Here is a 25,293-nt window from a genome sequence, read left to right on the forward strand (position 1 = left end):
CAGGTGCGCGACGCGACGCGCTATCCAAGTCAGAGGAAAAGAATGAAGAAGTTCACACGCATGCTGATCGCCGCAGGCGCACTGGCCATGAGCGCCGGCGCCATGGCCGCCGCGGCGCCTGAGCCCGCCTGGTTGCCCGCAACGGCGGCTGCAAGCCTGCAGAATGCGAGTGCGATCGTCGAAGGCGCGAATGGGTCGAATGTGAAGTCGACGCTTTATGTCTTTATGGACCCAAACTGTATTTACTGTCACCTGGTGTGGAAAGCGCTGCAACCGTATGAAGCGGTCGGCCTGCAGGTGCATTGGATTCCTATGGGCTTTCTGAAACCCGATTCGGCGGGCAAGGCGGCCGCGCTGCTGGAGGCGAAAGACGGCGCCGCGCTGCTCAAAGAGCTGGAAACTCACTACTCGGAGAAGGACGAGTCGGGCGGCATCGCCCCGCTCGCGCACATTCCCGCCGCCGACAAGAACAAGCTCGACGACAACATCAAGCTCTTTCAGGACCTCGGTTTCGACGGTACGCCTACGCTTATTTATCAGGGCTCGGGCGGACGCTGGGCCAATGTCAGCGGCTTGCCGAAGCTCGGCGATCTGCCGGGCATGCTGAATTTGCCGGCGCAACCGATCACCGATGCCGAGTTGCAGAAGTATCGTTGAGCGCGCGCGGCGGTGAGTCATTCACCGCATCGTGAGTTCACCGATACAACGATAGGTGAGGAGTTCCAGGAGTCGAATGTCGTGCGCTCCTCCCGAAAAGCCTCACCTTTGCCCTCACGCGCCAGGTTTAGAACTTGTAATCGGGATTCTTCGGATCGAATGCTTCGTCGTCGAATGACTTCGGCGCGATGCTGTCGATGACGATTTTCTCGAACATCTGCCCGTCGTCCCCGTAGGCTTCGACGGTGCGGAAATACGGATGCTGCAGGTCCAGCCCGAGCGTCTGCTTCTTCGCGTAGAACTGCGGCTTGCCGCTCGGCGAAATGTAGGTGAGCGCCACCACGCGCACGCCTTCTATCGTTTTCACCTCGACTTGCGGCTTGTAGGACGCGCCCACTTCGACGTACTTCTTCGCGTCGGTCATGAACTGGCTCACGATGAATTCGGTGCCGAGATCCGTGATCTTGTGATTCGACTGCGAGCGTGCGAGCGTGCCGTCGAGCGCGGTCCACATCGGCATCACGCCGAGCAGGCCGCCGAGGTGGCCGTACATTTCGTCGCGGCGCTTCGAGGCGTCGTAGATCACCTCCTCGCCCGAATGAACGCCGTCGGGCAGCCATTTCGCGTAGATGCGCAGCGGCTCGTGCTCCAGCTTCACGACCATGTGCGCGGGCTTCGCGGGCCACTTGCCGTTCAGGCGCTCCCACCGAGACAGCACGAATTCGTATGAGGGATAGCCCGCCGGGCCGAGCTTGATGAGCGTGGGCACGACGAGCGGGTCGAACGCTTCGAAGAGCGCGGTGAGCTGCGCGTCGTCCAGCTTCGTGAGCGCGTCGCTCTTCTGCGCGCGCTGCAGCCAGCGCACCTGTTGATCGACGCTCAGTTTCGCGACTTCGGCGGCGGGCGTTGCGCCTTGGGATGCGTTGCCTGTTTCTGCGCCGTTGCCTTGGGCGAACGCCGTGGCGCTGGCGAGCACAAGCGCTGCGCACGCGAAGAGCGTGCGTGCCTGATGGACTTTCATTTCCTGTCTCCCTTGATGAATGCTTGCGGCCCACACCTTCCCACGCGGACCGGCGCATTTTTCAGCTTCGCGACTGTCTCCTCACGCAGCGCATGCCGCGTGGCGAGGTCGGCTAAGTCGCGGACGGATTGCCCAGCACGCCCGGTGCGGGCGTTCCGATGTCCGTGCCCGGCTGATCCGTCTCGATCGCGCGCGCGAGGCCCGCGTGCACCGTGCCCGTGAGCGCGCAGAGCAGCCAGTCGTAGGTCGTGGACGGCGCGGTGACGGGCAACATGTGGCCGCCGCTCACCACCTTGAGCGTCACCTGGCTTGTGAGGCGGCTGAGCGCATCGCCATGTCGGGTCCAGTTGAGCACGACGTCGTCGCGTCCAAACAGAATATCCACGGGAACGCTCAGTTCTGCGTAGCGTCGTTCCATCTGTGCGAGATCGTCGGCGTCTTCAATCGCGATGAGATCGGCGGAGGCGCTGTAGAAGCCGCTGGGCCGCAAGCTCAGCAGTCCGCCGCCGCGCGTGCGGAAATCGCCCGGTACGGCCTCGGGCGCGAATACCTGCTTGAGAACGGCGGAACTGGTCGCGAGTCCGATGGGCGTCGCGAACGTGCGCGCCACGAAGCGACGCACGGCGTTCGAGCGCAGCACGAGCGCGCGAAAGGCTTTGGGCACTTCAGTCTGCACGTGCGTGAGCGGCGCGATCAGCGCGAGGCGCGAAACGGCGTGCGCATGATCGAGCGCCACGGCCAGCGCGATCGCACCGCCCAGCGAATGCCCGACGAGTACCGGCGATTCGAGACCCAGTGCTTCGATGAAGCGCGCGACCGTGCGCGCCTGCGCGCGGATATTCGCCGACGCGTGCGGCCCGCGTGTGGAGTAGCCGGAACCTGGGCGGTCGATGAGTATCACGCGATGTTCGCGCGCGAGCGCCTGCATGGGTAGCCATGCGAAGTTGCGCATTTGCCCGCTCAGGCCGTGAATGAACACAATGGGCGGCCCGCTGCCGAACTCGACGTAATGAATCCGGTCGCCGTCGATGTCGATCAGTTGGCCGTCCATCGGCACGGCGGCTTCGATGCGGCGCGTGGCGCGTCGCGTGAATGCGGCGAGCGCGGCGAGAGCGGCGCCGGCGGCAACGACCGCGGCAGGCAGGGCAAGTGGGTTCACTGGCGGTCCTCTGTGTGCGGGTTGGGGTCGAAGCCTTGTGCGCATGGCGAAGCGCACGTGGCAAAACGCGTGAAGCGTGCCGCGATCTGCCGTGCCTCGCTCACCACGGCCCAATGCGGCGCGGCGATGATTTCGCGCTGGTGTGCTCCGAGCCAGCGCTCGACGCCTTCGGACATGGCCGGGGTCACGTAGCGGTCGAAACGCGGCACGATGATCTGCACCGGAATACGTGTGCGGCGCTCGCGCGGGTGCCGCGCGCACGCAAGAAAATTCGCGCGATAGAGTTGCAGCCCGTTGAGCGCGTTGCGCAACTGCTGGGGATCCGGCTCGACGCACACGCGCTCGGTCCTGCGCAGCCACCACGGCCACAACGCCGCGCCGCCAAGCCGCCAGGCGAGTTCGGGCACGAGCGGAAGATGAAAGAACGCGATGTACCACGACTTCAGCAACTGCGCGGGAACGCGCGGCTTGAGAAAAACATGGTCGAGACAAGGACCGGAAATCGAGGTGTACGAAACGATCCGCGAGGCGTTCGCCGGCTCGGTCACGGCTTCCCAGCACTGGATCGACCCCCAGTCGTGCGCCAGCAGATGAAATGGCTGCGCGCCGCAGGTCGCATTGGCGACCGCAAGCAGATCGCGCGCGAGTTGCGCGAGTGCGTAGCCAGAGCGGGCACGCGGGGCAACGGATGCCCCCATGCCGCGCACGTCGTAGGCGATCACGCGAAAGCGCGTTTCCAGTTCGGTGCGCAACGCGTTCCAGATGCGCGCCGAGTCGGGGTAGCCGTGCACGAGCACGACGGGCGGCGCATCGTCGGGCCCACTGACGTAGACCGCGAGGCGCACGTCGTCGGACCGGACGAACACGGGTTCGGGCGCGCCGCGCATGACCTGCCTCACACCGCGCGCGGCGTTGCCGCCGGATGCAGCGGCACGCGGCGCGGGGCGGCGCGCGAGGCGTACTGCGCGTTGGTCTCGTCGATCTGCGCAACGAGGCCGTCGAGGCGCGCGAGATGCCGCCGGTTGTCGTGATCCCACGGATGAAAGCCGGGCTTGAAAAAGCGCAGCCATTCGAGCGCGATGCCGGGGAACACGCCGTGACGCGGCCCGTAGAGAAACTTCACGAGCTTCCCCATGCCGCGCACCTTGCCCTCGCGGCGGCGGTGCGCGCGCAAGAGCGCGAGGTGATAGTCGAACACGATGAGCCAGAAGAGAACCGTGGTGGCGAGCATCGTACCGGTTCGCATGAGATAGCGCTTGACGCCCGGCTCGATCACCCGATTCCAGACATCGAACGAGACCGACTTGTGCTCGGTTTCCTCCAGCGCGTGCCAGAGCCACATCTGCTTGTAGCCCGCCACCGAGCCTTCGATGCGCGTGCCCGTATCGGCGAGCAGCAGGTCGGCGAGCATGGCCGTGTAGTGTTCGAGCGCCACGGTTTGCGCGAGTTGCAGCGAAGGCGGCAACACCTTGCGCGCGAAGTTGAGGATGGCCCACAGCCGCTTGTCGAGCTTGTGCGCGGGCAAGCCCGCCGCCTGGAGCAAGTCGTTGTATTCGACGTGTTCGCGCGTGTGCATCGCTTCCTGGCCGATGAAGCCCATGACCTGCTTCTTGAGTTCGGGGTCTTCGATGCGGTCGCGGTAATGCCGCACCGAATCCATGAAGAAGCGCTCGCCCGCGGGAAAAAGCAGCGAAAGCGCGTTGAAGAAGTGGGTGACCGGCACGCCCTCGACGTGCCAGTCACAAGCCCTTTCGGGCGGCAATGCGAAGCGGATGTCGCGCCGTATCGGCATCATGTTATGGCTCCCTGTTGTGTGCCTGCTGTTATTCATTGCGTGGCGGCGGATCCGCGCGCGGCGCGGCGGCGTGCCTTCGCGGCTTCGCGCCGCGCGCTCATCACGACCAGCGCCTGGTAAGCGGCGGGCAGCGTGCGCACGAGCCAGTCCGCCGCGCGCGCGTCGCGGCCAATCAGCACGCGCCGTGCGTTGCGCTTCACGCCGCTCAGGATGGCGCGGGCCGCGTCGTCTGCGGTGGTGATGAAGAACTTCTCGAAGTCGTCTTTGCCTTGCTGCTCGCTCGCCACCATGAAGCCCACCATGTTGTGCGCCACGCGGCTCGATTGCGCGATGTTCGTACGGATGCCGCCCGGATGCACGCAGGTCGCAGACACGCCGCAGCGCATCATGTCGAGTTCCTGACGCAGCGCTTCGGTGAAGCCGCGCACGGCGTATTTGGTCGCGTTGTAGCCGCTCATGCCTGGTTGTGCGAAGAGACCGAACACGCTCGAGGTATTGACGATGTGTCCGTCGCCGCTTGCCTTCAGATGCGGCAGAAATGCCTTCGTGCCGTGCACGACGCCCCAGAAGTTGATGTTCACGATCCACTCGAGGTCGCTGTACGCCATGCCTTCGATGGTGCTCGACAACGCGACGCCCGCGTTGTTGAAGACGAGATTGACGCCGCCGTGCGTGGCCGCCGTCTCGTCGGCCCACGTGAATACGGCATCGCGCTCGCTCACGTCCAGCACGCGCGTGCTAACGCCCACCGAAGGGGCGAGCGCGCCCACGATGCGAGCGGTCTCCTCGAGCGCAGGGGCGTTCCGGTCGGCGAGCGCGAGATGGCAGCCGGCGCCGGCAAGCTGGAGCGCGAGCGCGCGGCCCATGCCCGAGCCGGCTCCGGTGATGGCGGCGACCTTGTTGTCAAAGCGTTTCATGGGCGGGCTCCGGGTGAGTTGGGTGCGCCTGTTCAGGCGGCCTCGGTGGGTTGCGTGGCAGCGGTGAGCGGCACTTCGTGCTGCGTGGCGTGCGGCGCGCGATAGACCTGGTAATCCGCGAGGGAGAAGTGCGCCGTGGCGCGGCGAAAGCGCCAGGTGAAACCGGGCCACAGCGTCGTGTTCCGGCCATTACGCGGGTCGAGATACCAGCTCTTGCAACCGCCCACCGACCAGATCGCGCGGCCAAGCTTGTTCTGGATGCGCTCGTTGTAGCGCGCTTCCACATAGGGCCGCACGTCGATCGAATCCGCGCGGTCGTTCTTCATGGCGGCGAGCGCGCCGAGCACGTACTCGATCTGCGATTCGATCATGAACACCATCGAGTTGTGGCCGAGGCCGGTGTTCGGGCCGACCAGCATGAAAAAGTTCGGATAACCAGGCAAGCTCGTGCCGAGGTAGGCATGCGCGCCGTTGCGCCAGGTCTCGACGATATCGATGCCGCCGCGGCCCACGATCGCGCCCGGCGGAAATGGGTCGGCCACCTGAAAGCCGGTGCCGTAGATCAGGCAATCGACCTCGTGATGCACGCCGTCGGCGGTCACGACGCCGGTGCGGTCCACCCGCGCGATCGCATTCGTCACCACCTGCACGTTCTTGCGCGAGAGCGCCGGATAGTAGTCGTTCGAAATGAGCACGCGCTTGCAGCCGATCGTGTAGTCGGGCGTCACGGCCGCGCGCAGTTCAGGATCGGGCACCTGGTGGCGGATATGGCGTAACGCGAGCTTCTGCACGTTCTTCATGAGCGCCGGATGCACCGCGAAGCCGAGCACACGCGTTTCGAGCATCCAGTAGAGCCCCGCGCGCGCGAGCGCTTGCGTAAAGGGCAGCGTGCGGAACAGCCATTGTTCGAAGCCCGAAATGGCGCGGTCGGGCTTGGGCATGATCCACGGCGGCGTGCGCTGGAAGAGCGCGAGTTGCGCCACGCGCGGCGCGATCTGCGGCACGAACTGGATGGCGCTTGCGCCCGTGCCAATGACGGCGACGCGCTTGCCGTCGAGCGCATAGCCGTGCTCCCAATGTTGAGAGTGGAAGGTCTTGCCTTCGAAGGTGTCGAGTCCCGCAATCGCCGGCAACGCGGGGCGCGAAAGGCCGCCCATGCCCGAGATCAGCACGCGCGCGCTGACGCGCCGGCCATTGGCGAACGCGAGGCGCCAGCAGTGCGCGGCCTCGTCCCATGTCGCGTTCGTGAGTTCGTGCCCGAAGTTGAGCCACGGAAAAAGCCGGAAGCGATCGACGCAGCGGTTCAAATAGGCGCGTATCTCGGGCTGCGGCGCGAACATGCGCGTCCAGCGCGGATTCGGCGCGAACGAAAACGAGTACACATGCGATTGCACGTCGCAGGCGCAACCGGGGTAATGATTGTCGCGCCAGGTGCCGCCCACGGAGTCGGCCTTCTCGAACACCGCGAAGTCCTGGTTGCCGCTTTGCAGCAGGCGGATCGCCATGCCAAGGCCGGCAAAGCCAGTGCCGATGATGGCGATGCCGATCGCGTCGCCGGTACGGGCGGGTGCGTTCATCCGGAGCGTCTCCCTGTTGTCGATCCATCTATGACTGTGACATTGATGAATGTAAACATAGTGCGATCGGCGCCGATGCGCAAGGGGCTAGATTCAGCGCTCTAACACATGAACAACCGTAGGGACGCAAGGGGGCGCGAGCACGCGAAAGGCCGCCTGACGGGGCCTTTCACGCGTTCGGCAAAGCAGAAACCAGCAGGGAGGGCGTGCGCGTTTAACGCTTCTTGAGCGCGGTTTTCTTCGCGGGGCGAGCGGGTTTTGCTGCAGCCGGCGCGCGTGCGGCGCTCTTGCGAGGCGCGGATTTGGGCGCGCGCTTCTTCGCGACGCCAGGCACTGAAGCGGCCGAAGGCGCGGCTTCGCTTGCGCGCTCGCGGCCGAGCGTCTTGTCGAGGATCGTCGCGACCCGGCCGCCCAGGTAGTCGCTCGACTGCGCTTCGAGCGCGCGCAGGATCTCGTGCTCGACGAACACTGTGGAAAGCGGCCGCAGCCGCCAGATCGCGTCGACGAGCGCGGGCATGTCCGTGGCCGGCGGCAGCGCGCCCTGATCGTAGCGGTCCAGATGGCGCACGACCATTTCCACCAGCACGCGCGCGATGGCGTCGAAATGCGGACGCGTTTCTTCGAGCACGTCGAGCAGCTCGCGCGCGGGAATGCCCTCGCGCACGGTCGCGGCCGCCGCGTCGAGCATGCCCGGATTGCGCGAGACGAAGGAGAGCCCCTGGCGTTCGAGCAGCCCGAGGTCCGCGAGACGCGCAAGGCTGCTCGGCGCTTGCGGCCCGAACAGCTTGATGAGCTGCGGCAGCGAATACGTTTTCGGCCGCGCGTGCGACCAGGGACCGCCGATCGCATTCTCCAGGCCGAGGATCGAGCGCAGGTCGCCGCCGTCGTCGATCGCCAGGATGAGATCCTGAATGTTGGCGAGCGTGTAGCCGCGCGCGAGCAGATGGTGAATGAGCTTGAGCCGCGCAACGTGCGAGTCGTTGTAAATGCCTACGCGCCCGCGCTTCTCGGGCGGCATGAGCAGGTCGCGATCCTGATAGGCGCGCACGTTGCGTACCGTCGTGCCCGCGACGCGCGCGAGTTCGTCGACGGTGTATTCGCTGTCGGTGACGCGCTCGGGCGCGGTATCGGTCACGGGGGCTTTGGGCGTTTTCGGCATGCCGCGATTTTAGCGCGAGCGGCCGGGCCCACGCGAGCGCGTCTGGGTACCCGCTCAGGTCCGTGCCTCGCCGTGGCCTTTCTCGCCCTTACGCGCGTGCGCCGCCTCGCCGTTGCGCCGGCACGGCGCGCCCTTAGAAGCGGTAGGAGAGCGCAAGGAACGAGATGATCGGATCGGCCTTGAGGTCGGCCCGGCTCACGCCGAGCTCGCTGCCGTCCGCAGCCTTGACGATCACCGATGACGTCGTCTTCAGTGGAATATAGGTGACCGACGCAACGATCCCCAGATGCTTCGTGACGTTGTAGGTGGCCCCGAGATTGAAAACCGGCGACCACGACGACGACGCCTTCGCGCTGATCTGCGTTTGCCCCGGCTTGCCCGCGCCCGCCGCGAGCACGGAGCCGAGATCGTCCTGGGTGGCTTTCACGAAGTTCGGGTTGAGCTGGATATCCGAGAACCAGTTGTACGACACGCCGATGCCGAGGAACGGGCGGAATTTCGCATCGGCGTCGCGAAAGTAGTACTGGAAGATCAGCGCCGGGCTCCATTGGCGCACGCTGCCGACAACGGGGTTCGTCGCCGGGTCGCTGAGATTCTGGCTGCCAAGCGCGCCCGCCGGGCCTGGCGGCTTGATGGTGCCGTGACCATAGAGCTTGAAGGTGGGCGGCACGCCCGCCACCGTGGTGAGCGCGATATGGTCCGTGAAGAAGTGGCTGATGACGAGGCCGACCGTATCCGCGTTCGACGCCGAAAGCCCCGTGCCCGCCGAAGTGAACGAGCTGGGCAGCCGCAGCGGCGTGTTGATCGGCACGGGCGCGACGTCCGTGGTGAGCGGCGTGCTCGAATTCTGCGTCGTGACGTGAAACCAGCCGAGTGCGACGACGTTGTCGCCGGCGTGCTGCGCGTACGCGCTCGCCGTCAGCCCGGCGGTCAGCGCCGCCACTGCAATGCGTCTCATGATGTCCCTCCCAGGAGCGGGTGTGCCTTACCCGCGCGCGGCGGCGCGATGCATGCTTCGGGATACCCCGCATGCGTCGTTCGCCTTTGCTGCGCGTGCCTTTGTGGCCCGGCCGCCGCCGCGTTGCGCGACGGCCGGGAGTGGCCACCTCGTGAATGGCGCGGTTCGCCGCGCCGGTTATTGTTCGATGATTCGCTTCGTGATCCTCACTGAACGAACGCGCCAGCCGTGAAGTACGGGTCCGATGGCGTCGTCATGTCGAGGTAGCCGAACACGCCGCCCGTGAAGATCATCTTGCCGGTGGGTGTCGTGCCAGTGGAGGCGCCCACGTGCGTGGTCGTCACCGTGCCCGGTACGGTCTGGGTGAAGTCCAGGTCGAGCGCCGTGGCGAGCGCGGCCTGCGAGGCGTTGAACGGATCGAGCAGCGTGGCCTGCGTGCCCTCAAGCGCGAGTGTGCGATAGTCGAACTGGCTGTCCACGCCGATGTATTCGCCGTTCTGCGAGCCCTGCGCGATGGCCGTTTGCGGCGCGAGCACCGAGATGCCCGATTCGTCGTCGGCCACCGGGCCCGTGGCGCCGCTTTGCGGATCGACGCCGACCTGCGGATACGCCACGCCGGCGCGCACGAGCACGGGCACGAGCTGGCCGCGCAGCTTGCCGACGATCATGAAGCCCTTGCCGGCCGGCTCCGTGGTGACGAGCGTCGGCTTGACCTGCCCCTGGAAGTGATCGGTTTCGAACGCGCCGCTGCCATCGGCCGACTGTGCGAAGTTGGTGCCGGGCTGCTGGCATTTGCCGGCGTTCACGCCCGTGTTGTCGCATTCGGCCCAGGTGCCGTCGGCGTTGATCGTGATCTTCGCGTCGACCGCAGCGGGCTGGAAATTCTGCGAAGGCACCTGGTGATAGCCGAGCTGGCTGTACGTGCCGGCGACGTTCGCGAGTTTCGTTTCGATCGCGGAGAAGCCGATGAACGGGTAGTACGGGAACGTCGTGTCCGGCACGACGCCAATCCCGCCCGAGCCCTTGTAGGCGATCTCGGCGCCCGGAATCGTGCCGCCCGCCACCCCTTCGCCAATGAATACGCGCGCCGGGCGGTTGGGATCGAGACTCGCGCCATTCAGGCGGAACGCGCACTGGTTGAGCTTCGCCGTGGGGAGACCGGTTTCCGCCGTCAGCGTGCCGGCGGCGACCTGGCCTTTGCGCGTGGGCGTCACAGTGCCGGTGGTCTGCGGGATCGGCGACTCGACATAGGTGATCTGCCAGGTCATTTTGGCCGTGTCGAGCTGCAGCTTGACGAGTTCGCCGTCGCCGCCGCCGCCGGTGTACACCGTGTTGTAGTCGAGCGAGGTGGGGCAAAGCGCTGCTTCCACGAGCGGCGGGCTACTGCTGCTGCCGTTGCCGCCACCGCATGCGCTGAGCGCTGCGATCATCGGTGCGGCAAGCGAGAGCGCCGCGAAAAATTTCCATTTCATACCGCGTCTCCAGAGTCTTGTTGTTGGCGAGAGCGCCTGCCAGTCATTCGTAGTGCGAAATTAAGGCGGTCGCGACAGATCGGACTGCCGTGACCGCCTGATGGACTACTGTGGCTGGATCAGTGCACCGACACCGAAGTAAGGCTGATTGGGCGTGGCGCTGTTCGCCGAACTGGCCGTGACGCCGCCGTTTTCCTCGCCGTCGATGAAGATGCCGTAAAGGCCGCCCACCGCAATCAGATTGCCCGCCTTGCCCTGGGTATCGGTCACGCCGATCAGGCCGGGGTGTGTCTGCGTATAGTCGAGCGTGAACTGGCTCTGGGTCGTCATCGTCGAGGGCTTGAGGAAGCCGGCCTGCTGGCCGTTGATGAGCGTTGCCGTGTAGGCGAAGTTCGAGTCCGCGCCGATGTAGCTGCCGTCGAACGCGCCCGACGTGAGCGTCGTGGCGGGTGCGAGCAGGGCGATGCCGGACTCGTCGTCCACGGCGATCTGGTTGCTCAGGCTGATGGTTTCGTTCACGTAGCCGGTGCGCACGACCACGGGCACGATGGCCCCGTTGAGCTTGCCGAGGATGAGGTGCCCGGCGCCGCCCTGGCGACTGACGATGACGTTGTTGCCGAGGCTCAAGGGGAACGGCAATGGTGTGGGCGCCTCGATCTGCGGTGCGTCGGCGCTGTCGAAATAGCTGCCGCTCGTGCTTGCCGTCCAGGCATTCGCAGCGGTTGCGCAGCTCGTGTTGGTCGCGCCGCTGGGCACGCTGCAATTGCCGCTGGCGTCGTACTGCTCCTGCGTCACCTTTGCCGCCGGCGCAAAACTGCTGGAAGGCAGGATGTGATAGAGCAGCGCGTTATACGAGCCCTTGAGATCGGCGAGGCTCGTGCTCACCGACGAAAAGCCGATGAACGGATAGAAGTCGAATGTGCGTGGCGCGACGCCGCTGAAGAGCAGATTCGCGGTGGTGTCGCCGTCGATGTTCACGGTCGCGCCAGGAATGCCGCCGCCCGCCACGCCAAAGCCAACATAGATCGTGGGCGGATTGTTCGCGTTGTACGCCGTGGTGTAGGTGCTGCCGTTGATCGTGCCCGTGCCCGCCTGAAGCTGGAACGCACACGTGATTTGCGCGGCGGTTGGCAGCGAGCCCGCGGGCGGATGCTGCACGGCACCCGTGACGGTGAGGCCCGCACGCGTGTTTTGTACCGAACTCGCGGCCACGGGAATGGGCGAGGTGAGGAACGTGAGCGTGTACGTCATCTTCGTCGGGTCGATGTTCAGGCTCACGACCTCGCCACTGCCTGCACCGCCCAGATACGTGTTCGCCGCGATGTCCGCGGCGGCGGGACACAGCGCCGTGGCCGTAGGTGCGCTGCTGGGCGGGCCCTGGTTCGCGCATGACGAACCCGAGCATTGCGCCGGGGTGATGGGTGCCGGATTACTGGCGGTACCTCCGCCGCAGGCGACCAGCAAAGGGGTCGCGGCCGCGGTCAGCATCAAGCTGCTGCGGACAATGCTCTCCAACATTTTTCTGCCTCCCTGTGTCGTATTTATGCGCAGAAGATTGGATCATGACATTGACCACTGTCAATTGAACGAACCGTCTAAAACGTGAGACGAGGTCGCTTCTGCCTGATGCTTCGCGGTTTGCGCACGCAGCAAGCGGGGTTTTTCCCGAGGCCGCCGTGCACGCGCCGCGCGCCCCTGCGCAATTGGCGTGCCTGAAAACGCCTCGTTGACATGTCATCGCGATTCGTTGCGTGCGCGACGGTCGCTGAAAGGCAGGGGAAAGCCGGCGATGGAATCGAGTTAGCTGATCAGTTAGTTCGGATTGCAGATGAGTTAACGTACTGTCCGATGGTGAGGATATTCGGGAGAAGGCAATGCGCCGCAATGCTGGGCGGTGAGTACTTACGGGAATGGCCGGGGCGAAGCACTGCACAAACATGCGTAACACGGTGGGCATCGCAAAGAAAACCAAAGGTGAGCGTGTGCGGGAGCATCAGTTCACTGAAGTGTGCGCCGCGCGGTTTTTCGTCGCACTGTTACGCACATCGGCGGCCAGGTTCAGGTCTACGTGGCGCGCGTTACGCTACCCAAAGGTGAGTGTTTCCGGGAACATGTGCGCAACGCGAGGCGTTGCTGCGCCGCGGCAGCGTCGCCGCGGCCGGGCCGTGATTCGCGGTATAGTCATTCGCGACAAGAGGCCTCGTTGTGCGCCCTGCGCCTCACCGCCGCCGCGTTCGAGCGGTCTGCAACGGAGTTATCCATGGGTATCCTGGACTGGCTTTGGCCGCGCGCCCGCGCGAAGCAGGCGCCGGAATCGCCGCAAATCCAGACGCTGATCGCGCGTCTGCTCGTGCTCAGCCCTACGCTCAAGCTCGTGCCCGAGTGGCGAGAGCGGCTTGCGCCCGCGCTCGCGCAATCGGTCGCGTACGTGCGCGACGTGGTGGACCGCATGCCGCCCGCGCGCGAAGCGAGCGCCGCGACGTGGTCGAGCGACCCCTATATTCACGCGTTTTTTGCCGCGCCCGACGAGGTCGGCCATGTACTGAGCCGCTCGCCCGAACTGCATGCCTGGTTCGAGAGTCATCCGCTTGCGCGCGAGACTTACGCGGTGCTCGGCATGGCCCTGAACGAGCGGCGCGCCTTCGGTGCCGAGCAGCATGGCGACGAGGTGCACACCGATGTCATGCAGACGACGTTGAGCTTCGACGATCATCAGGTGCGCGTGTGCGGCGAAACCGAAAGCGATCTTCGCGAGCAGATCGTACAGCGCGTGGTCGAGCAGATCGCACTGGAAGGCCTCGAGCAGATCGGCGCTGACGAGTCGCGCCGCGACATGCTGGAACAGGAGCGCGCGCTGCTCAGAACGCGCCTGCAACTGCTCACGCGTCACGGCGCGGGGACGCAACGCATGCTGGGTGAGCACGCCGTGCAGAACGTCGCCGAAGTGGCGAAGGTCGAGGCGCAGATTGCGCAGAACGAGAGCGAGATCGCCGCGCTCGGCCTCAAGAGCGAAGCGCTCGAACACCAGCTCACGGTGATTTGCAGGGTGCTCGCAAATCCCGCGCAATACACGAACGTCGAAATGCGCGAGATCTGCCTGAGTCCGATGAATGTCCTGCTCGCGAACGGCGGCCCGGGCAACAGCGCCTCGATCATGTTTCCGCTCGCGCGGCTGCCGTCGAGCCCGCAAGGTTTGCGCGCCTTCTCTCTGGTGCGCTTCGCGCGCACCGACCTTCAACCGTTGCCGCGCGTGCTCGTGGAAGACAGCCGCTTCATGATCTGAGCGCGGCGTCGCGGTCATAGGTGAGAAGATCCGGGAGCCGTGTGCAGGCAATGCGACGGTTCGTTGACGAAGCGTGCCGAAATCACCGTCGCACGTGATCGACTGCGGAAGTTTCGTGATCCCGATGGACAGGAGAACCTGGTTCTGCCGCGCAAGATTTTCCTGGTAGTCCCAGGTTAAGGGATGCGAATATTGCCGACTACCAGGTGTTAGCAGTCGAAACCTTGCGCGCTCGAGCGTGAGAAGCCGAGAGGTGAGCGTTTTCGGGAACCGTGAGCAACGGTGCGAATTTGCGCACCGAATCGCTAACCGCTTATGCAAAAAGCCCCTTTTACAGGGGCTTTTTCGTCAACGGGCGCGGCATCGGTGCAGGTATCTCGGCGCCAAAGGTGAGCGTTTTCAGGACTCGTGAGTCAGGCGCCCTGCGACGCCGGCCAGGCGAGCACGCCGTTCGCATCGATCGAGAAGCGCAGCGCGCCGGCATGCGATGCCGGCGCATCTTCTGCGGCGATATCGAAGGTTTCTCCGGCGATCTCGACGGTAACGTAGCGGTCGCCGTGACGCAGCGACGTGCCCGCAACGCGCCCCTGCCACGCGCCTTCCTGCGTCGCGACGAGCGCGCGCGGCGAGACCCGCCACATCACGCGCGAGCCCACCGCGAGCGAGGTATCGGCGCAGGGCAGGCGCAGTCCCGTCGGCGTTTCGATTGCGCCGCCAGCACGCACGATCCCCTCGCCGACGTTGTGCAGGCCGAGCAGTTCGGCCACGCGCAGCGTGGCGGGCCGCTGGAACACGTCGGCCACGGCGCCCGTCTGCAGCACGCTTCCCTGTTCGATCACGAGCACTTCGTCGGCGAGCAGCGCCGCTTCGTCGGGGTCGTGCGTGACGATCACCGTCACCGCGCCTACCTCGCGTTGCAGCGCCCGCAACGACTGCTGCAGAAGGCGGCGCCGCGGCGTGTCGAGCGCGGCGAACGGTTCGTCGAACAGCAGCAGTTGCGTGTGCCGCGTGAGCGCGCGCGCGAGCGCCACGCGCTGCCGCTGGCCGAACGAGAGCTGGCGAGGCAGGCGCTCGGTGAGCGTGTCGAGGCCGAGGTGCGCGAGCCAGTAGCGTGCGCTGGCAGCGTCTGCATCGACGGGAAACGCGAGCTGCTGCGCCACCGTCATGTGCGGGAAGAGCCCGTAATCCTGCGGCATGTAGCCGATCTGGCGGCGCTCGGGCGGCAGCGCGCCGAGGTCGGTCGCCCCGAGCGTGACAGAGCCCGCGTCGTTGCGGTCGAGCCCGGCGATGATGCGCAGCGCGAGCGACTTGCCCGAGCCCGAAGGGCCGATGATCGCGAGCCGGCGCGTTTGCGGCTGCCACGCGACATCGAGCGTGAACGCGCCGAGCCGCCGGCGCACCGCGAAGGCAAGACGCAGGCCGGCATTTTCGGCCGCGGTGGCGGCCGGCGTAATACTGGTGAGCTCGTCGCCGTTGTCCAGGTTCACCGCCAGCGTCGAGCGTGCGCTGCGGCTATAGACGGAGAGCACCGCGCAGATGATTGCAATGCCGAGCGTGGGCAGCAGGAGCGGCATCATCGCGGGCAGGCCCTGGCCGCCGAACACGACGTAGGTATACACAGGCAGCGAATACGGGTGATACGCGACCATCACGGTCGCGCCGAATTCGCCGAACGCGCGCAGCCAGGCGAGCGCGAGCCCCGCACGGATGGCGGGCCACGCAATGGGCAGCGTGACGCGAAAGAAGCGGCTGGCAGCGTGATGGCCGAGCGTGGCGGCGACGTCGTCGTACACGGGATCGACGGCGCTGAACGCCGAGCGCGCCGCGACGATCAGGAAGGGCGCGGCCACGAAGGTCTCGGCCAGCACGATGCCCGTGAAGGAGTCGGTGAGCGAGCCGCCGAAGAGCTGGCCGATGCCGCTATACGGCCCGATGAGAAACAGCAGCAGGATGCCGCTCGTGAGCGGCGGCAGCGCGAGCGGCAACTGCACGACGAAGCCGAGCAGGGCGATGCCGCGCGCGCGCGAACGCGCGAGCCAGTAGCCTAGCGGCACGCCGCCCAGCAGGATAAGGAGCGCGGCCACGCTCGCGCTCGCGACCGAGACGCCCACCGCCGACCAGGTGGCGTGCCAGTCGACGCCGGCCCAGTCCGCCTGCCCGATCTGCGGAATGCTCGCAACGAACGGCGCGCACAGATAGACCGCGAGCAGCGCGCCGAGCCACCAGAGCGGCTGGGAGCGCTTCACGGCAACCTGCTCCGCACGCTGCGCGGCTTGTGTCATTGCTGTGCGGCGTCGATCACGGCTTGCACCGACGGCGGGATCGCCTGGGTCTGGCCGTTGACGGCAGGCTTCGTCACATCCACGCCATGCTCGGCGAGCAGCTTGCGGCCTTCCGCCGAGAGCAGGAAGTTCACGAAGCGCGCGGCGCCGGCGCTGTTGGGTGCGTCGTTGAGAATCGTGAGCGTGTAGTTCGCCTTGATCTTCAGTTCGGGCGCGGGGTGGATCGCCGGAATCTTCAGGTCGGACGTTTCGGTCGAGTAGAAGAAGCCCGCGTCGAGCTGACCCGACTGCAGACGGCCAACGAGCGTTTCTTCCGGCAGCACCTGCTCGGGATTTTCCGGTGCGCCAAGTGTTTTCTGCACGAGTTCAGGCTGGTTGTACGCCTGCGCGGCCTTCGTCATGAGCTCGACGGTGAAGGCGCCCTTCGGGTCGAGCTTCGGATCGGTGCGGCCAAGGCGGATGCCCGGTTCCTGCAGCACCTGATCCCACTTCTTCGTCTTGAAGTCGTTGGCGAAACGGCTCTTCGGGTTGTAGCCGATCAGGAGCGGCGATTCGGCAAAATTCACGTACCACGTAACGTGATTGCCGTTGGCCTCGCCCATGAGGCTCGCGTTGACCTTCGGGCTCGCGCTGATGAACACATCGCCACGGCGCAGCTTGCCCTTTATCTCATTGGCGATCTTGTTCGAGCCGGCTGCATAGCCCTTGAAATGCAGGCCGGTTTCCTTTTCGAACGCGGGGCCCACGCTCTTCTCCATGAGGTTCACGAGCGAGCCTGCATAGAGCACGTTGACATCGGATTCGTCGGCGAATGCGTTGGCGCTTGCACCCATCGCGCCCATTACACCGCTCATCACGACGACTGAAGCCACCAGCTTGCGGATAAACATGTTCGACACCCCGTTCGTTATAAAGGCCCATATATTACGATGGACTGCTGTATTGATGTGCTTGCCCAATTCGCTATTTTGGCAATCCATGCCTGTGCGCGTCACACTGACACGGCTAAACTGGGGGGCCAGTTCTTTTCCCGGTTCATTGTCCTGTTCAATTGTGGAGGCCCTCATGCGTACCAGCGCCCGTAACCATTTCTCCGGCCAGATCAGCGCGGTCAAGGCCGGCGCTGTCAACGACGAAGTCATACTGCGCGCCGACGGCGGCCTCGAGATCGTCGCGATCATCACGCATGGCAGCGCCGCATCGCTGGGTCTCGCCGCTGGCAAGCCGGCCTTCGCGCTCGTGAAGGCATCGTCGGTGATCCTCATGGTCGACGGCGACACGAGCAAGGTGTCCACGCGCAACGTCGTGGCGGGCACGGTTTCGTCGGTCACGAAGGGCGCGGTGAATGCGGAAGTCGTGCTCGCGGCCCCGGGCGGCGCGCAGATCGCGGCCATCGTGACGAACGACAGCGTCGATCGTCTCGGCCTCGCGGCAGGCAAGCAGGCTGCAGCGCTCTTCAAGGCATCGAGCGTGATCGTCGGCGTAGACGGTTGATGCGCTGCGAACGCACGTGAATGCAATGACGCAGGGCAGTCAGGACCCCGCCACGCCGCCGCCGCGCGATGTCGATGCGCTGGCCGCCGCGCGCTGCGACGCCCTGACGGGGGCGCCAGAGGCGCCGCGCACGCCCGACGCCTGGCTCTTCGCGCGGCTCGTCGCGGCGCGCGAGGTGCGCGGCGAATTGCCGTTGCTCGGTTTAACGCGCGCGCAGATCGACTCGCTCGGGGCGCGGCATTTCGTGTGTGCGGTGACGAGTGAAGCGCCGCACACGCACGTCATGGCGGATGCGTCGCATGCTGCATTCGCTACGACAATGCAGGCCTTTCTCGTTGCGCTTGCCGCGCCGCAAGCCGACCCCGACGACGTGCGTTGCCTCGCCGCGATCATTGCCCACGCGTGCCTGCGACCCGATCATTTGTGGCGCGATCTCGGCCTGCGTGGCCGCGATGACGTGACACGCATGCTGGAGCGCTTTTTCCCTGAGGTCGTGGCGCGCAACGTGGAAGGCTTGCGCTGGAAGAAGCTGCTGGCGCGCGAGCTCGCGCTGGCATCGGGCGCCACGCCGGGCCCGGCACCCGGTTGCCCCGGCTGCGAGGACTTCGGCTTCTGTTTTCCTGCTGGTCATTAGCCATCCAGAGGGGAACGGCGCGCGGCACGCATCGTGTATGCTTGCGCGCATGACCAAGTCCCCCAGCGATCAAACGCACGCAGACGCTCCCGCGCCCGCACAGGCGCAGAAACCGGCCCAACCCGAGGTGCGTTTTCGCATGCGCATCATTCAGGACGGCACGATCGCGCTCGGGCCAGGCAAGGTGTCGCTGCTCGAAGCCGTTCGCGAACATGGCTCGATCTCGGCTGCGGCGCGCAGCATGAACATGTCGTACCGCCGCGCGTGGCTGCTGATGGATGAACTCAACCGCGCGCTGGAGTCGCCGGCCACGGTTTCGGAGCATGGCGGGCAGAGCGGCGGCGGCAGCATGCTCACGCCCGTGGGCGAAGAGATCGTTCGCCTGTATCGCGGCATCGAGGCGCGTGCCGCAGCGGTCTGCGAGGCCGAGATCGAAGCGCTCGTCAAACTCGTGAAGGCCTGACGCGATGTGACGTGACGCGGCGGCGCAGTGCCGCCAACGCCAGGCGCCTAGCCGTGGCGCAAGCAGAAACGCGAGACGGGCACCGCGGCGAGCGTGGGCGTCGCGTTCGCATGTAGCCGCATCATCAGCTCGACGAAGCTGGCAAGACTCGCCGTGCGCAATGGGTGCCACGTGACCTGGTGGCGTTCGCACACGCGCTTGAGCGTGCTCATCGAATCGTGGCCGATGCAGTCCACGGGAAACACCGCGAGATCCGCGTTGGCGAGCGCTGCGGCGAGCAGGCCCTTGCGATCCTCCACGCCGCCGTCGTGCACGATCAGCTCGCCTCCTGCCGATTCCACCCAGCGCCTGAGCGCGTGATTCGAACCCGGCCTGCCACCCACGTAGACGATCCGGCGCCCCTTGAGCGCATCCTCCGGAAGCGCGCGTTGGGTCTGCGGGTCTTCGTGCGCTTGTGTGGTCTGCTCCATCGCGTGGACTTCGGCGCGCAAGGCGTCGATCAGCGCGTGGGCTTCGTCGAGCTGCGCGCGCAGCGTGCGGAGCGCGGCGGCATCGGCGTTCGCGCGCTGCTCGGCGATTTCGCGGCGGCTCGTGTGCAGCGCGACCCGCGCGTCGCGCGCCGCTAGCGCTTCCTGCAGCGCTTCGAGCTGCGCGTGCTGCGGCGTTGTCTCGCGCTGCGCCGCCAGCTGCGCGGATTGTGCATCGAGGGCGTTGCGCGCGGCGTCGCGCTCTCGGCTCATCTCGTGCAGGCGCGCCTGCTGGCGCTCGATTTTGGCCTGGAGTTCGGCGTTTTCCGCTTCCAGCGCCACGAGGCGGCGCAAGTCGGCGCGATTGGCCGCGCCAACCAGGTGCGAGAGCATGTGCAGCTCGCCGAACGCGGCCTGGCGCACTTCCATCGTCGTGGCCGGATGCGTCATCACCGCCCAGTACGCGGGCGGTATGTCGCCGTTCGCGAGCGATTCGTTCCAGAGTGCGAGCAGGGCTTGGGTGTCGCGCGCGCTGGCGAAACGGCGTACCGCGCCTGCATAGCGCGTGTCGAGGGCCTTTTGCAGTGCCTTGCCGCCCGCGCCGCCTTCTATCGCCAGCTCGACCGCGGCGTGGTGAATCTCGAGATCGCTCGCGCGCTGGGCGTCGAGCCGGGTGAATTTCGGGACGAGCTTGCGCAGCTCGTGCGTGCTCAGGCACGTGCCGATGATGGAGCAATGCAGATGGGCGTCGAGTTCGACGAGGCGCGTGCGCTGCCGCGCGCGGGCGAGTTCGGCTTGCGAAGGGCCGCAGCAGCCTGCGCTCGCCAGGCCGCGCAGCGGGGTCTCTTCGGCGGATGTGCTGCCCGGCGTGCGGGCGAGGCGGAACGGCGGTGCGTGCATGGTGACCTCTGGTCCACTGCGGAACGCGGGCTGTGCATGGGCGCGTGCGGCGACTTTGCCTCGACCGGCTGGGCGCCCCCGGCTAGGCGCCCCGGCCGGCCGCGCGCCGACAGCGCAATATACCATGGAATATAACGAAGGCCGGATGACGGTCAGGAACGCGGTTCAGGCGGCGGGTTCGCGCACGAGCGTCGTCGCGACGGCGACGGCTTTGGCCACTGAGCGGCCCGCGGCCGCCCCGGACGTATGCGCTTCGCAATACGCTTCGGCCGCCTTCGCGTGCTGCGCGAGCACATGCTCGACGCCGAGCCCGACGAAGGCCGCATCGAGCCGCTCCAGGTCGGCCACGGTGCGGCGCAGCGCTTCGGTATCGAGACAGAACGCGTCGCTGAAAAGTGCATCGCGCGTCTTGTCGAGGCGGCGTGCGTCGCGAATGGCGCGCTTGAGTTCGCGCTGGCGGGCGAAGCGGGCCAGATCGATGCGCCGCGAGAGCGCGACGAGGAGTGGCTGCAGCGACGCCCCGGCTGGCGCCGCTTGCGCGCCGCCGATGCCACCGCCACTGGCAGCGCCTTCGCCACGCGCGAGCATGCGCTCGAAGCGCTCGATGCTGTTGCGCAGCCGCCGGAACGCGTCGATCACATCGCGGATCAGCTCCGCGCGCTCGTACCCGGACGCGGGACGCAGCGTCGTGATCGTGGCCGCGAAGCCGTCCGCGCCGGCCCGCGCGGGTGCGCGACGCGCCCGCGGTATCGGCGTTGCCGATGTTGCGCTTACGAGGCGCCGACTACTCGCCAATTCCTGCCTCCGTCTGCTGGATGATCGTTCGATGTATTCTATAGGATATAACGACTCAGAGAGCGAACGCATGAATCGCACGGTCCCTCGTGTTCCTGTGGCGCCACGCCGCATGAACTAAAATTGCCGCTTTGCGCCTCGCTTGTGCCTGGTTGCGCGCGCACCCGATTTTTCGCTTTCTCCCGCTGTTCAATGACCACACCTTCTCCGGAGGCGGCGTCCGACGACCCGCCCAGTCTTTCGCGCAATCGCGGTTTCCAGCGCTTCTATGGCGCCCGCGTGCTGTCGTCGCTCGCGTTCCAGATGCTCGCCGTCGCCATGGGCTGGCACATCTACGCGCTCACGCATAGCGCGTTCGCGCTCGGTCTCGTCGGCCTCGCGCAGTTCCTGCCGATGTTCTGCCTCACGCTCGTCGTCGGCCACGTGGCGGACCGGTACGACCGCAGACGCATCGCATCCGTCTGCCAGCTCATCGAATGCGCCGCCGCGCTGACCTTCGCGGCGGGCACGGTCGGCGGCTGGCTGAGCGCGCCGCTCATCTACGCGCTCGCCGCGTGCGTGGGCGCGGCGCGCGCGTTCGAGTCGCCCGCCATTTCGTCCTTGCTGCCGGGCGTCGTGCCGCGCTCGCAGCTGCCGAATGCGACCGCGTGGTCGACCTCGGCGAACCAGACTGCGAACATCGTCGGCCCGGCGCTGGGCGGCCTGCTGTACGGCATCGGCGCGACGCCGGCCTACGCGGCCTGCTCGCTCGCGTTCGCGGCGGCGGCCACGCTCTCGGGCACGATCCCGCTGCGCGTCAAACCGCCCGCGCGTGCGCCCGTCACGCTCGAATCGGTGTTCTCGGGCATCGCGTTCATCCGTTCGCAGCCCGTCATTCTCGGTGCGCTGTCGCTCGATCTGTTCGCGGTGCTGTTCGGCGGCGCGACGGCGCTCTTGCCCGTGTTCGCCCGCGACATCCTGCACGCCGGGCCCGTCGCGCTCGGTCTCCTGCGCTCGGCGACGGCCGCGGGCGCGCTGGCGGGCTCGGTCTGGCTCGCGCACTTTCCGCTGCGGCGCCGCCCGGGTCTCGCGATGTTCGGCGGCGTGATCGTGTTCGGCTGCGCGACGATCGCGTTCGGGCTGTCGCACAACATCGTCGTGTCGCTGATGGCGCTGGCGGTGCTGGGCGCTTCGGACGTGGTGAGCGTGGTCGTGCGCACGTCGCTCGTGCAGCTGCGCACGCCTGACGAGAAGCTCGGCCGCGTGAGCGCGGTGAATTCGCTTTTCATTGGCACGTCGAACCAGCTTGGCGAGTTCGAATCGGGGCTCACGGCTGGCTGGTGGGGCGCGCAGCGCGCCGTGCTCGTGGGCGGCGTGGCGACGATCTGCGTCGCGCTGCTGTGGATGCGGCTCTTTCCCGCCCTGCGCGACACCCGCTCGCTCGAGCGCGAAGAGGCGCACGCCACCGCGAGCGCGAACTGATCGCGCGCGCGGCCGCCTGCGGCGCCCCGTGCCGCCGGTGCCGCGCGCCGGGGTTTGCCGTTATCCTTTCTCCAGGGCCCGCTCGCAGCAGCGGACCGCCGTTTTTCTCATCCAACCGTCAAGTCATGCATCCATCGACCATCGCCCCAAGGAGCGCCGCATGCGCGTAGGCCGCCCCGTCAAGGCGCTGCCGCAGCCGCTGTGCGACTACTGCGGCGCGAAAGCGGTGCTCGCGCGCTTCGCCGACGAGGCCTACCCGTATCGCGACGATCACGGCCCGCTCTGGGTCTGTACGCCCTGTGAGGCCTGGATCGGCGTGCCCGCGCGCAGCACGCGCAACGTGCCGCTCGGCCGGCTTGCCAACGCCGCCCTGCGCGACGCCAAGAGCCGCCTGCACGACGCGCTCGAACCGCTGGTGGCCGCGAAGATGCGGCGCGACAAAGTCAACGCCTTCGAGGCGCGCGGCAAGGCCATCCGCTGGCTGGGCGAGGAACTGGGCTTCGACCTGGCCAATCCGTCGATCCACCTCCTGAGCCTCGAGCAGTGCGAGCAGGCCATCGCCCACATCGAGGCGTTCATGGCTGCGCGGCGCGCAGAGGGCGGAGGCGAGCGCGAACCGCGCTGAGCCGGCCACGGCCGACCGGTTTCCCGCCCCTCAGGCGATGCGCGGCGCATGTCTGTCACTGATCGTTACATTCGATTTGAGGGTCGGCGCTTAACCTTCGGCGCGCCGTGCCGTTATTGCACGGAACAGACTCTTACGTGCCCTTCCATGGCCAGGACCATCCCTTTTCCGCAGCGCTCGCAAGCCGGTCGCCCCCGACGCAGCAAGTCGATGCTGCTGCCGATCCCGCGCGCGGTCGCCAACGAGCTTGCGCTGCAGGTGCATCTCGGGCTCGCCGCGCTGCGCCGCGGCGGCACCGGCGACGACGCACGCGCCTTGCTCCATGCTCACGTGCTCGCGCAATCGATTGCGGAGGCCGGATATGGCGTGCTCGAGCCGGAACAGGTGCGGGCGGCCGATGCCGCGCTAATCGCCTGCTTCGAGCGCGGCAACACGGGCGGCGGCTGGCAGCTGGACGAAGCGGGCTTCGAGGCGGTTGCGCAGCTCGTGAATGTCTACGACCGGCAGTTGCAAAGCGCGCCGCTGTGGGCGCTGACCGAGGCAAGCGAGCGGCTCGAGCGCATGGGCGCCGGCGAAACCAGCCAGCAGGCCTTGCGCAAGAGCGCGTGATGCGAGGGATGGGGCACGCCGGGTACACGCCTTGCGGCCAGGTTCGATAGTCGTCGTCGCGCAGCGGCAGTGGATAGCCGGCAGTAGGGTGAAGTGAACGATCCCTCTTTGCGAGACGAGCCGGATCGAGGGCGATGGACGGACGGTTGCCGGCGATGCATCCCCAAAAAATGCGTGGCCGCTCCGGTCGAGCCTGGGATGCGCTGGCGCGAACCTGGGGCGAGCCCGACGCGGGCCACCGGCGGGCGCTGTGGCGACATTGGCACGAGATTTGACGCGGGACGCGAATCGTGTTGACTTCGGACAGGTGGCGCGCCTAAAATTCGCCCGTCTTAACAAAAGGGGCTGACGCCTTGGACAGTAGCAGTTGTCGATCTTCGAACAGTTTCGCTGCCTGACCGGCAGGACGTCCGCGCTCCCTTTCTTTCAGCCGCCGTCTTGCCAGCCAGGCAGATGGTGCGCGTCCAGCAGTAAATCCTCGTGCACTCTTGAATAGCGTCGACCGACGCCGCAGCGCCTTGACCGTATCGAGCGCCGCGGATGGCCGACATCGCGCCGTAAGCCCGCCCTGATCGATGCGCGCTTGCGGCACGGTTCGTTCGTTGCGCCCCGAGCGCGACGCGCGGATCGACACATGCGCGCCTCGAGGCCCTTGAAGCCGCTTCGCGTTCGAGCCACCGGCTCGATGCAAGCCCTGGGGTCAGCCGCCGTGACGATAAGGAGTTCCGATGTCTGACAGTGACAGTTATCCGTTATGCCGCTTCCTTTTGAATTGCACTGAGGAAAGCGGGCAGACGCGAGCCGCCGCGCGCTGAACAAAGCGCGCTGCCGGGTCTGCTGGCTTTCCTCCCCAACGCGTCCCCCCGCGACGCCAGGAGAACCAGTATGAACTTCGGCCTTCTTTTGCCGCATCTGTCGCAACTGCAACAAACGCAGGACACCCTCCATCCCGATGTGCTCGGCGCGCGTGAGCGCGCGAGCGCCCCGCCGCCCTGCCGGAAATCGCGACTCGCCGCGCGCTGGCGAGACCTGCGAGCGCGCGTGTTTCGGGTCTGAATCAGACAAGCTGTAACGGATCCCCGCGCGTGTGCCCAACCGGCCGGGTCGGCCGTACGCGCCGCGCGAGGGATTCGCGCAATAACCAATCGCCGGTGCTTCGACATGAACCAGTTCAACCACACATTGCGAACGACCCGCCGAGCAGCGCGCGCCTGCGGCGGCGTGCTCGTGCCCACGCCTGTACTCGCTAACGGAGGCCGCTAATGGAGTTCAGCTTCAACCTGAACCGCACGGCCAACGCCTCGGCGTGGCGCGTGCTGCCGAACCGCTGGGACTTCGTGGCGTTCCCGCTGATGATCGGCCTGATCGCGATGGCGGCCGTGGGCTTTCACGAGACCATGGCGCCCATCGCCACGCTCAAGACCCAGGTCATCTCGCTCGATCCCGCGAACCTGCCCGAGTACGCNATGCGCACCACGCTGCGCATGCTCGCGGCGATGGTCGCTTCGCTGATCTTCACGCTCGTGTACGGCACGCTCGCGGCGAAGAGCCGCCGCGCGGGCCAG

General features: G+C 66.6%; 23 protein-coding genes and 1 pseudogene. 10 read left to right on the top strand and 14 right to left on the bottom strand.

Annotated elements, in window-relative coordinates; translation table 11 throughout:
* Nucleotides 1-3: 3 nt before the first annotated feature.
* The gene (locus A3CW_RS50095) at nt 4-657 is read left to right on the top strand and encodes a thioredoxin fold domain-containing protein (RefSeq protein ID WP_245623548.1); all 654 of its coding nucleotides are present in this window, start codon (nt 4-6) and stop codon (nt 655-657) included.
* Nucleotides 658-784: 127 nt separating this feature from the next.
* Here A3CW_RS50095 and A3CW_RS45455 read toward each other — a convergent pair whose 3' ends face one another.
* From A3CW_RS45455 to A3CW_RS0106420, 10 genes are all read right to left on the bottom strand, one after another.
* Nucleotides 785-1,678, bottom strand: a complete 894-nt coding sequence (locus A3CW_RS45455; protein WP_051481263.1) for a DUF1571 domain-containing protein — start codon at nt 1,676-1,678, stop codon at nt 785-787.
* Nucleotides 1,679-1,790: 112 nt separating this feature from the next.
* The gene (locus A3CW_RS45460; RefSeq protein WP_063750807.1) at nt 1,791-2,837 is read right to left on the bottom strand and encodes an alpha/beta fold hydrolase; all 1,047 of its coding nucleotides are present in this window, start codon (nt 2,835-2,837) and stop codon (nt 1,791-1,793) included.
* Complete coding sequence (locus A3CW_RS45465) at nt 2,834-3,724, bottom strand: alpha/beta fold hydrolase (protein WP_051481264.1); 891 nt, start codon at nt 3,722-3,724, stop codon at nt 2,834-2,836. The genes A3CW_RS45460 and A3CW_RS45465 overlap by 4 nt, the downstream gene beginning before the upstream one ends.
* An 8-nt stretch (nt 3,725-3,732) precedes the next feature.
* Nucleotides 3,733-4,632 (bottom strand): metal-dependent hydrolase, encoded by a 900-nt coding sequence (locus A3CW_RS0106390; RefSeq protein WP_028202815.1) that lies wholly within the window; start codon nt 4,630-4,632, stop codon nt 3,733-3,735.
* Nucleotides 4,633-4,664: 32 nt separating this feature from the next.
* Nucleotides 4,665-5,549, bottom strand: coding sequence for an SDR family NAD(P)-dependent oxidoreductase (locus A3CW_RS45470; RefSeq protein ID WP_051481265.1), 885 nt, complete (start codon nt 5,547-5,549; stop codon nt 4,665-4,667).
* Nucleotides 5,550-5,581: 32 nt separating this feature from the next.
* Nucleotides 5,582-7,126, bottom strand: coding sequence for a flavin-containing monooxygenase (locus A3CW_RS45475; protein ID WP_051481266.1), 1,545 nt, complete (start codon nt 7,124-7,126; stop codon nt 5,582-5,584).
* A gap of 214 nt (nt 7,127-7,340) precedes the next feature.
* A complete protein-coding gene (locus tag A3CW_RS45480; protein WP_081771539.1) occupies nt 7,341-8,285 on the bottom strand; it encodes a MerR family transcriptional regulator in 945 nt (314 codons plus the stop codon).
* Nucleotides 8,286-8,418: 133 nt separating this feature from the next.
* Entirely contained in the window at nt 8,419-9,243 is an 825-nt protein-coding gene (locus A3CW_RS0106410) for an OmpW/AlkL family protein (RefSeq protein ID WP_028202816.1), read from the bottom strand.
* Nucleotides 9,244-9,449: 206 nt separating this feature from the next.
* Nucleotides 9,450-10,715, bottom strand: a complete 1,266-nt coding sequence (locus A3CW_RS0106415; RefSeq protein WP_028202817.1) for a DUF2957 domain-containing protein — start codon at nt 10,713-10,715, stop codon at nt 9,450-9,452.
* Between the two features lie 105 nt (nt 10,716-10,820).
* Nucleotides 10,821-12,233, bottom strand: a complete 1,413-nt coding sequence (locus A3CW_RS0106420; RefSeq protein ID WP_051481267.1) for a DUF2957 domain-containing protein — start codon at nt 12,231-12,233, stop codon at nt 10,821-10,823.
* A gap of 742 nt (nt 12,234-12,975) precedes the next feature.
* Here A3CW_RS0106420 and A3CW_RS0106425 point away from each other — a divergent pair.
* Nucleotides 12,976-13,998: a hypothetical protein gene (locus A3CW_RS0106425; protein ID WP_028202819.1), complete on the top strand. Its 1,023-nt coding sequence runs from the start codon at nt 12,976-12,978 to the stop codon at nt 13,996-13,998.
* A 413-nt stretch (nt 13,999-14,411) separates the two neighbouring features.
* Here the strand turns inward: A3CW_RS0106425 and A3CW_RS45485 are convergent, their stop codons facing one another.
* The gene (locus tag A3CW_RS45485; protein ID WP_051481268.1) at nt 14,412-16,280 is read right to left on the bottom strand and encodes an ABC transporter ATP-binding protein/permease; all 1,869 of its coding nucleotides are present in this window, start codon (nt 16,278-16,280) and stop codon (nt 14,412-14,414) included.
* A complete protein-coding gene (locus A3CW_RS0106435) occupies nt 16,277-17,170 on the bottom strand; it encodes an extracellular solute-binding protein (protein WP_028202820.1) in 894 nt (297 codons plus the stop codon). The genes A3CW_RS45485 and A3CW_RS0106435 overlap by 4 nt, the downstream gene beginning before the upstream one ends.
* 175 nt (nt 17,171-17,345) lie before the next feature.
* On the opposite strand from A3CW_RS0106435, the gene A3CW_RS0106440 reads away from it, so the two are divergent.
* From A3CW_RS0106440 to A3CW_RS0106450, 3 genes are read left to right on the top strand one after another with little or no spacing between them, the layout of a single operon-like run.
* A complete protein-coding gene (locus A3CW_RS0106440; RefSeq protein ID WP_028202821.1) occupies nt 17,346-17,774 on the top strand; it encodes a TOBE domain-containing protein in 429 nt (142 codons plus the stop codon).
* 25 nt (nt 17,775-17,799) lie between these two features.
* Nucleotides 17,800-18,408 carry a nitrogen fixation protein NifQ gene (locus A3CW_RS45490; protein ID WP_051481269.1) on the top strand — a complete coding sequence of 203 codons (609 nt, stop codon included), beginning with the start codon at nt 17,800-17,802 and terminating at the stop codon, nt 18,406-18,408.
* A 49-nt stretch (nt 18,409-18,457) separates the two neighbouring features.
* Nucleotides 18,458-18,871, top strand: coding sequence for a winged helix-turn-helix domain-containing protein (locus A3CW_RS0106450; protein WP_407669709.1), 414 nt, complete (start codon nt 18,458-18,460; stop codon nt 18,869-18,871).
* Nucleotides 18,872-18,918: 47 nt separating this feature from the next.
* Here the strand turns inward: A3CW_RS0106450 and A3CW_RS0106455 are convergent, their stop codons facing one another.
* Both A3CW_RS0106455 and A3CW_RS45495 read right to left on the bottom strand, forming a co-directional pair.
* Nucleotides 18,919-20,238, bottom strand: a complete 1,320-nt coding sequence (locus tag A3CW_RS0106455) for a DUF2325 domain-containing protein (protein ID WP_028202823.1) — start codon at nt 20,236-20,238, stop codon at nt 18,919-18,921.
* 165 nt (nt 20,239-20,403) lie between these two features.
* Nucleotides 20,404-21,033 carry a hypothetical protein gene (locus tag A3CW_RS45495; protein ID WP_051481270.1) on the bottom strand — a complete coding sequence of 210 codons (630 nt, stop codon included), beginning with the start codon at nt 21,031-21,033 and terminating at the stop codon, nt 20,404-20,406.
* Nucleotides 21,034-21,225: 192 nt separating this feature from the next.
* On the opposite strand from A3CW_RS45495, the gene A3CW_RS0106465 reads away from it, so the two are divergent.
* The 5 genes and pseudogenes from A3CW_RS0106465 to A3CW_RS0106485 all read left to right on the top strand — a co-directional run.
* Nucleotides 21,226-22,494, top strand: coding sequence for an MFS transporter (locus tag A3CW_RS0106465; protein WP_028202824.1), 1,269 nt, complete (start codon nt 21,226-21,228; stop codon nt 22,492-22,494).
* 160 nt (nt 22,495-22,654) lie between these two features.
* Complete coding sequence (locus tag A3CW_RS0106470) at nt 22,655-23,119, top strand: zinc-finger-containing protein (protein WP_028202825.1); 465 nt, start codon at nt 22,655-22,657, stop codon at nt 23,117-23,119.
* A gap of 147 nt (nt 23,120-23,266) precedes the next feature.
* Nucleotides 23,267-23,728, top strand: a complete 462-nt coding sequence (locus A3CW_RS0106475; RefSeq protein WP_028202826.1) for a hypothetical protein — start codon at nt 23,267-23,269, stop codon at nt 23,726-23,728.
* 885 nt (nt 23,729-24,613) lie between these two features.
* On the top strand, nt 24,614-24,784 hold the full coding sequence (locus tag A3CW_RS52255) for a hypothetical protein (protein WP_154677869.1): 171 nt from the start codon (nt 24,614-24,616) through the stop codon (nt 24,782-24,784).
* A 206-nt stretch (nt 24,785-24,990) separates the two neighbouring features.
* A pseudogene (locus tag A3CW_RS0106485) lies at nt 24,991-25,293 on the top strand (sulfonate ABC transporter permease); the annotation flags it as partial.

The sequence above is a fragment of the Paraburkholderia nodosa DSM 21604 genome (assembly GCF_000519185.1).
Lineage (GTDB): Bacteria > Pseudomonadota > Gammaproteobacteria > Burkholderiales > Burkholderiaceae > Paraburkholderia > Paraburkholderia nodosa.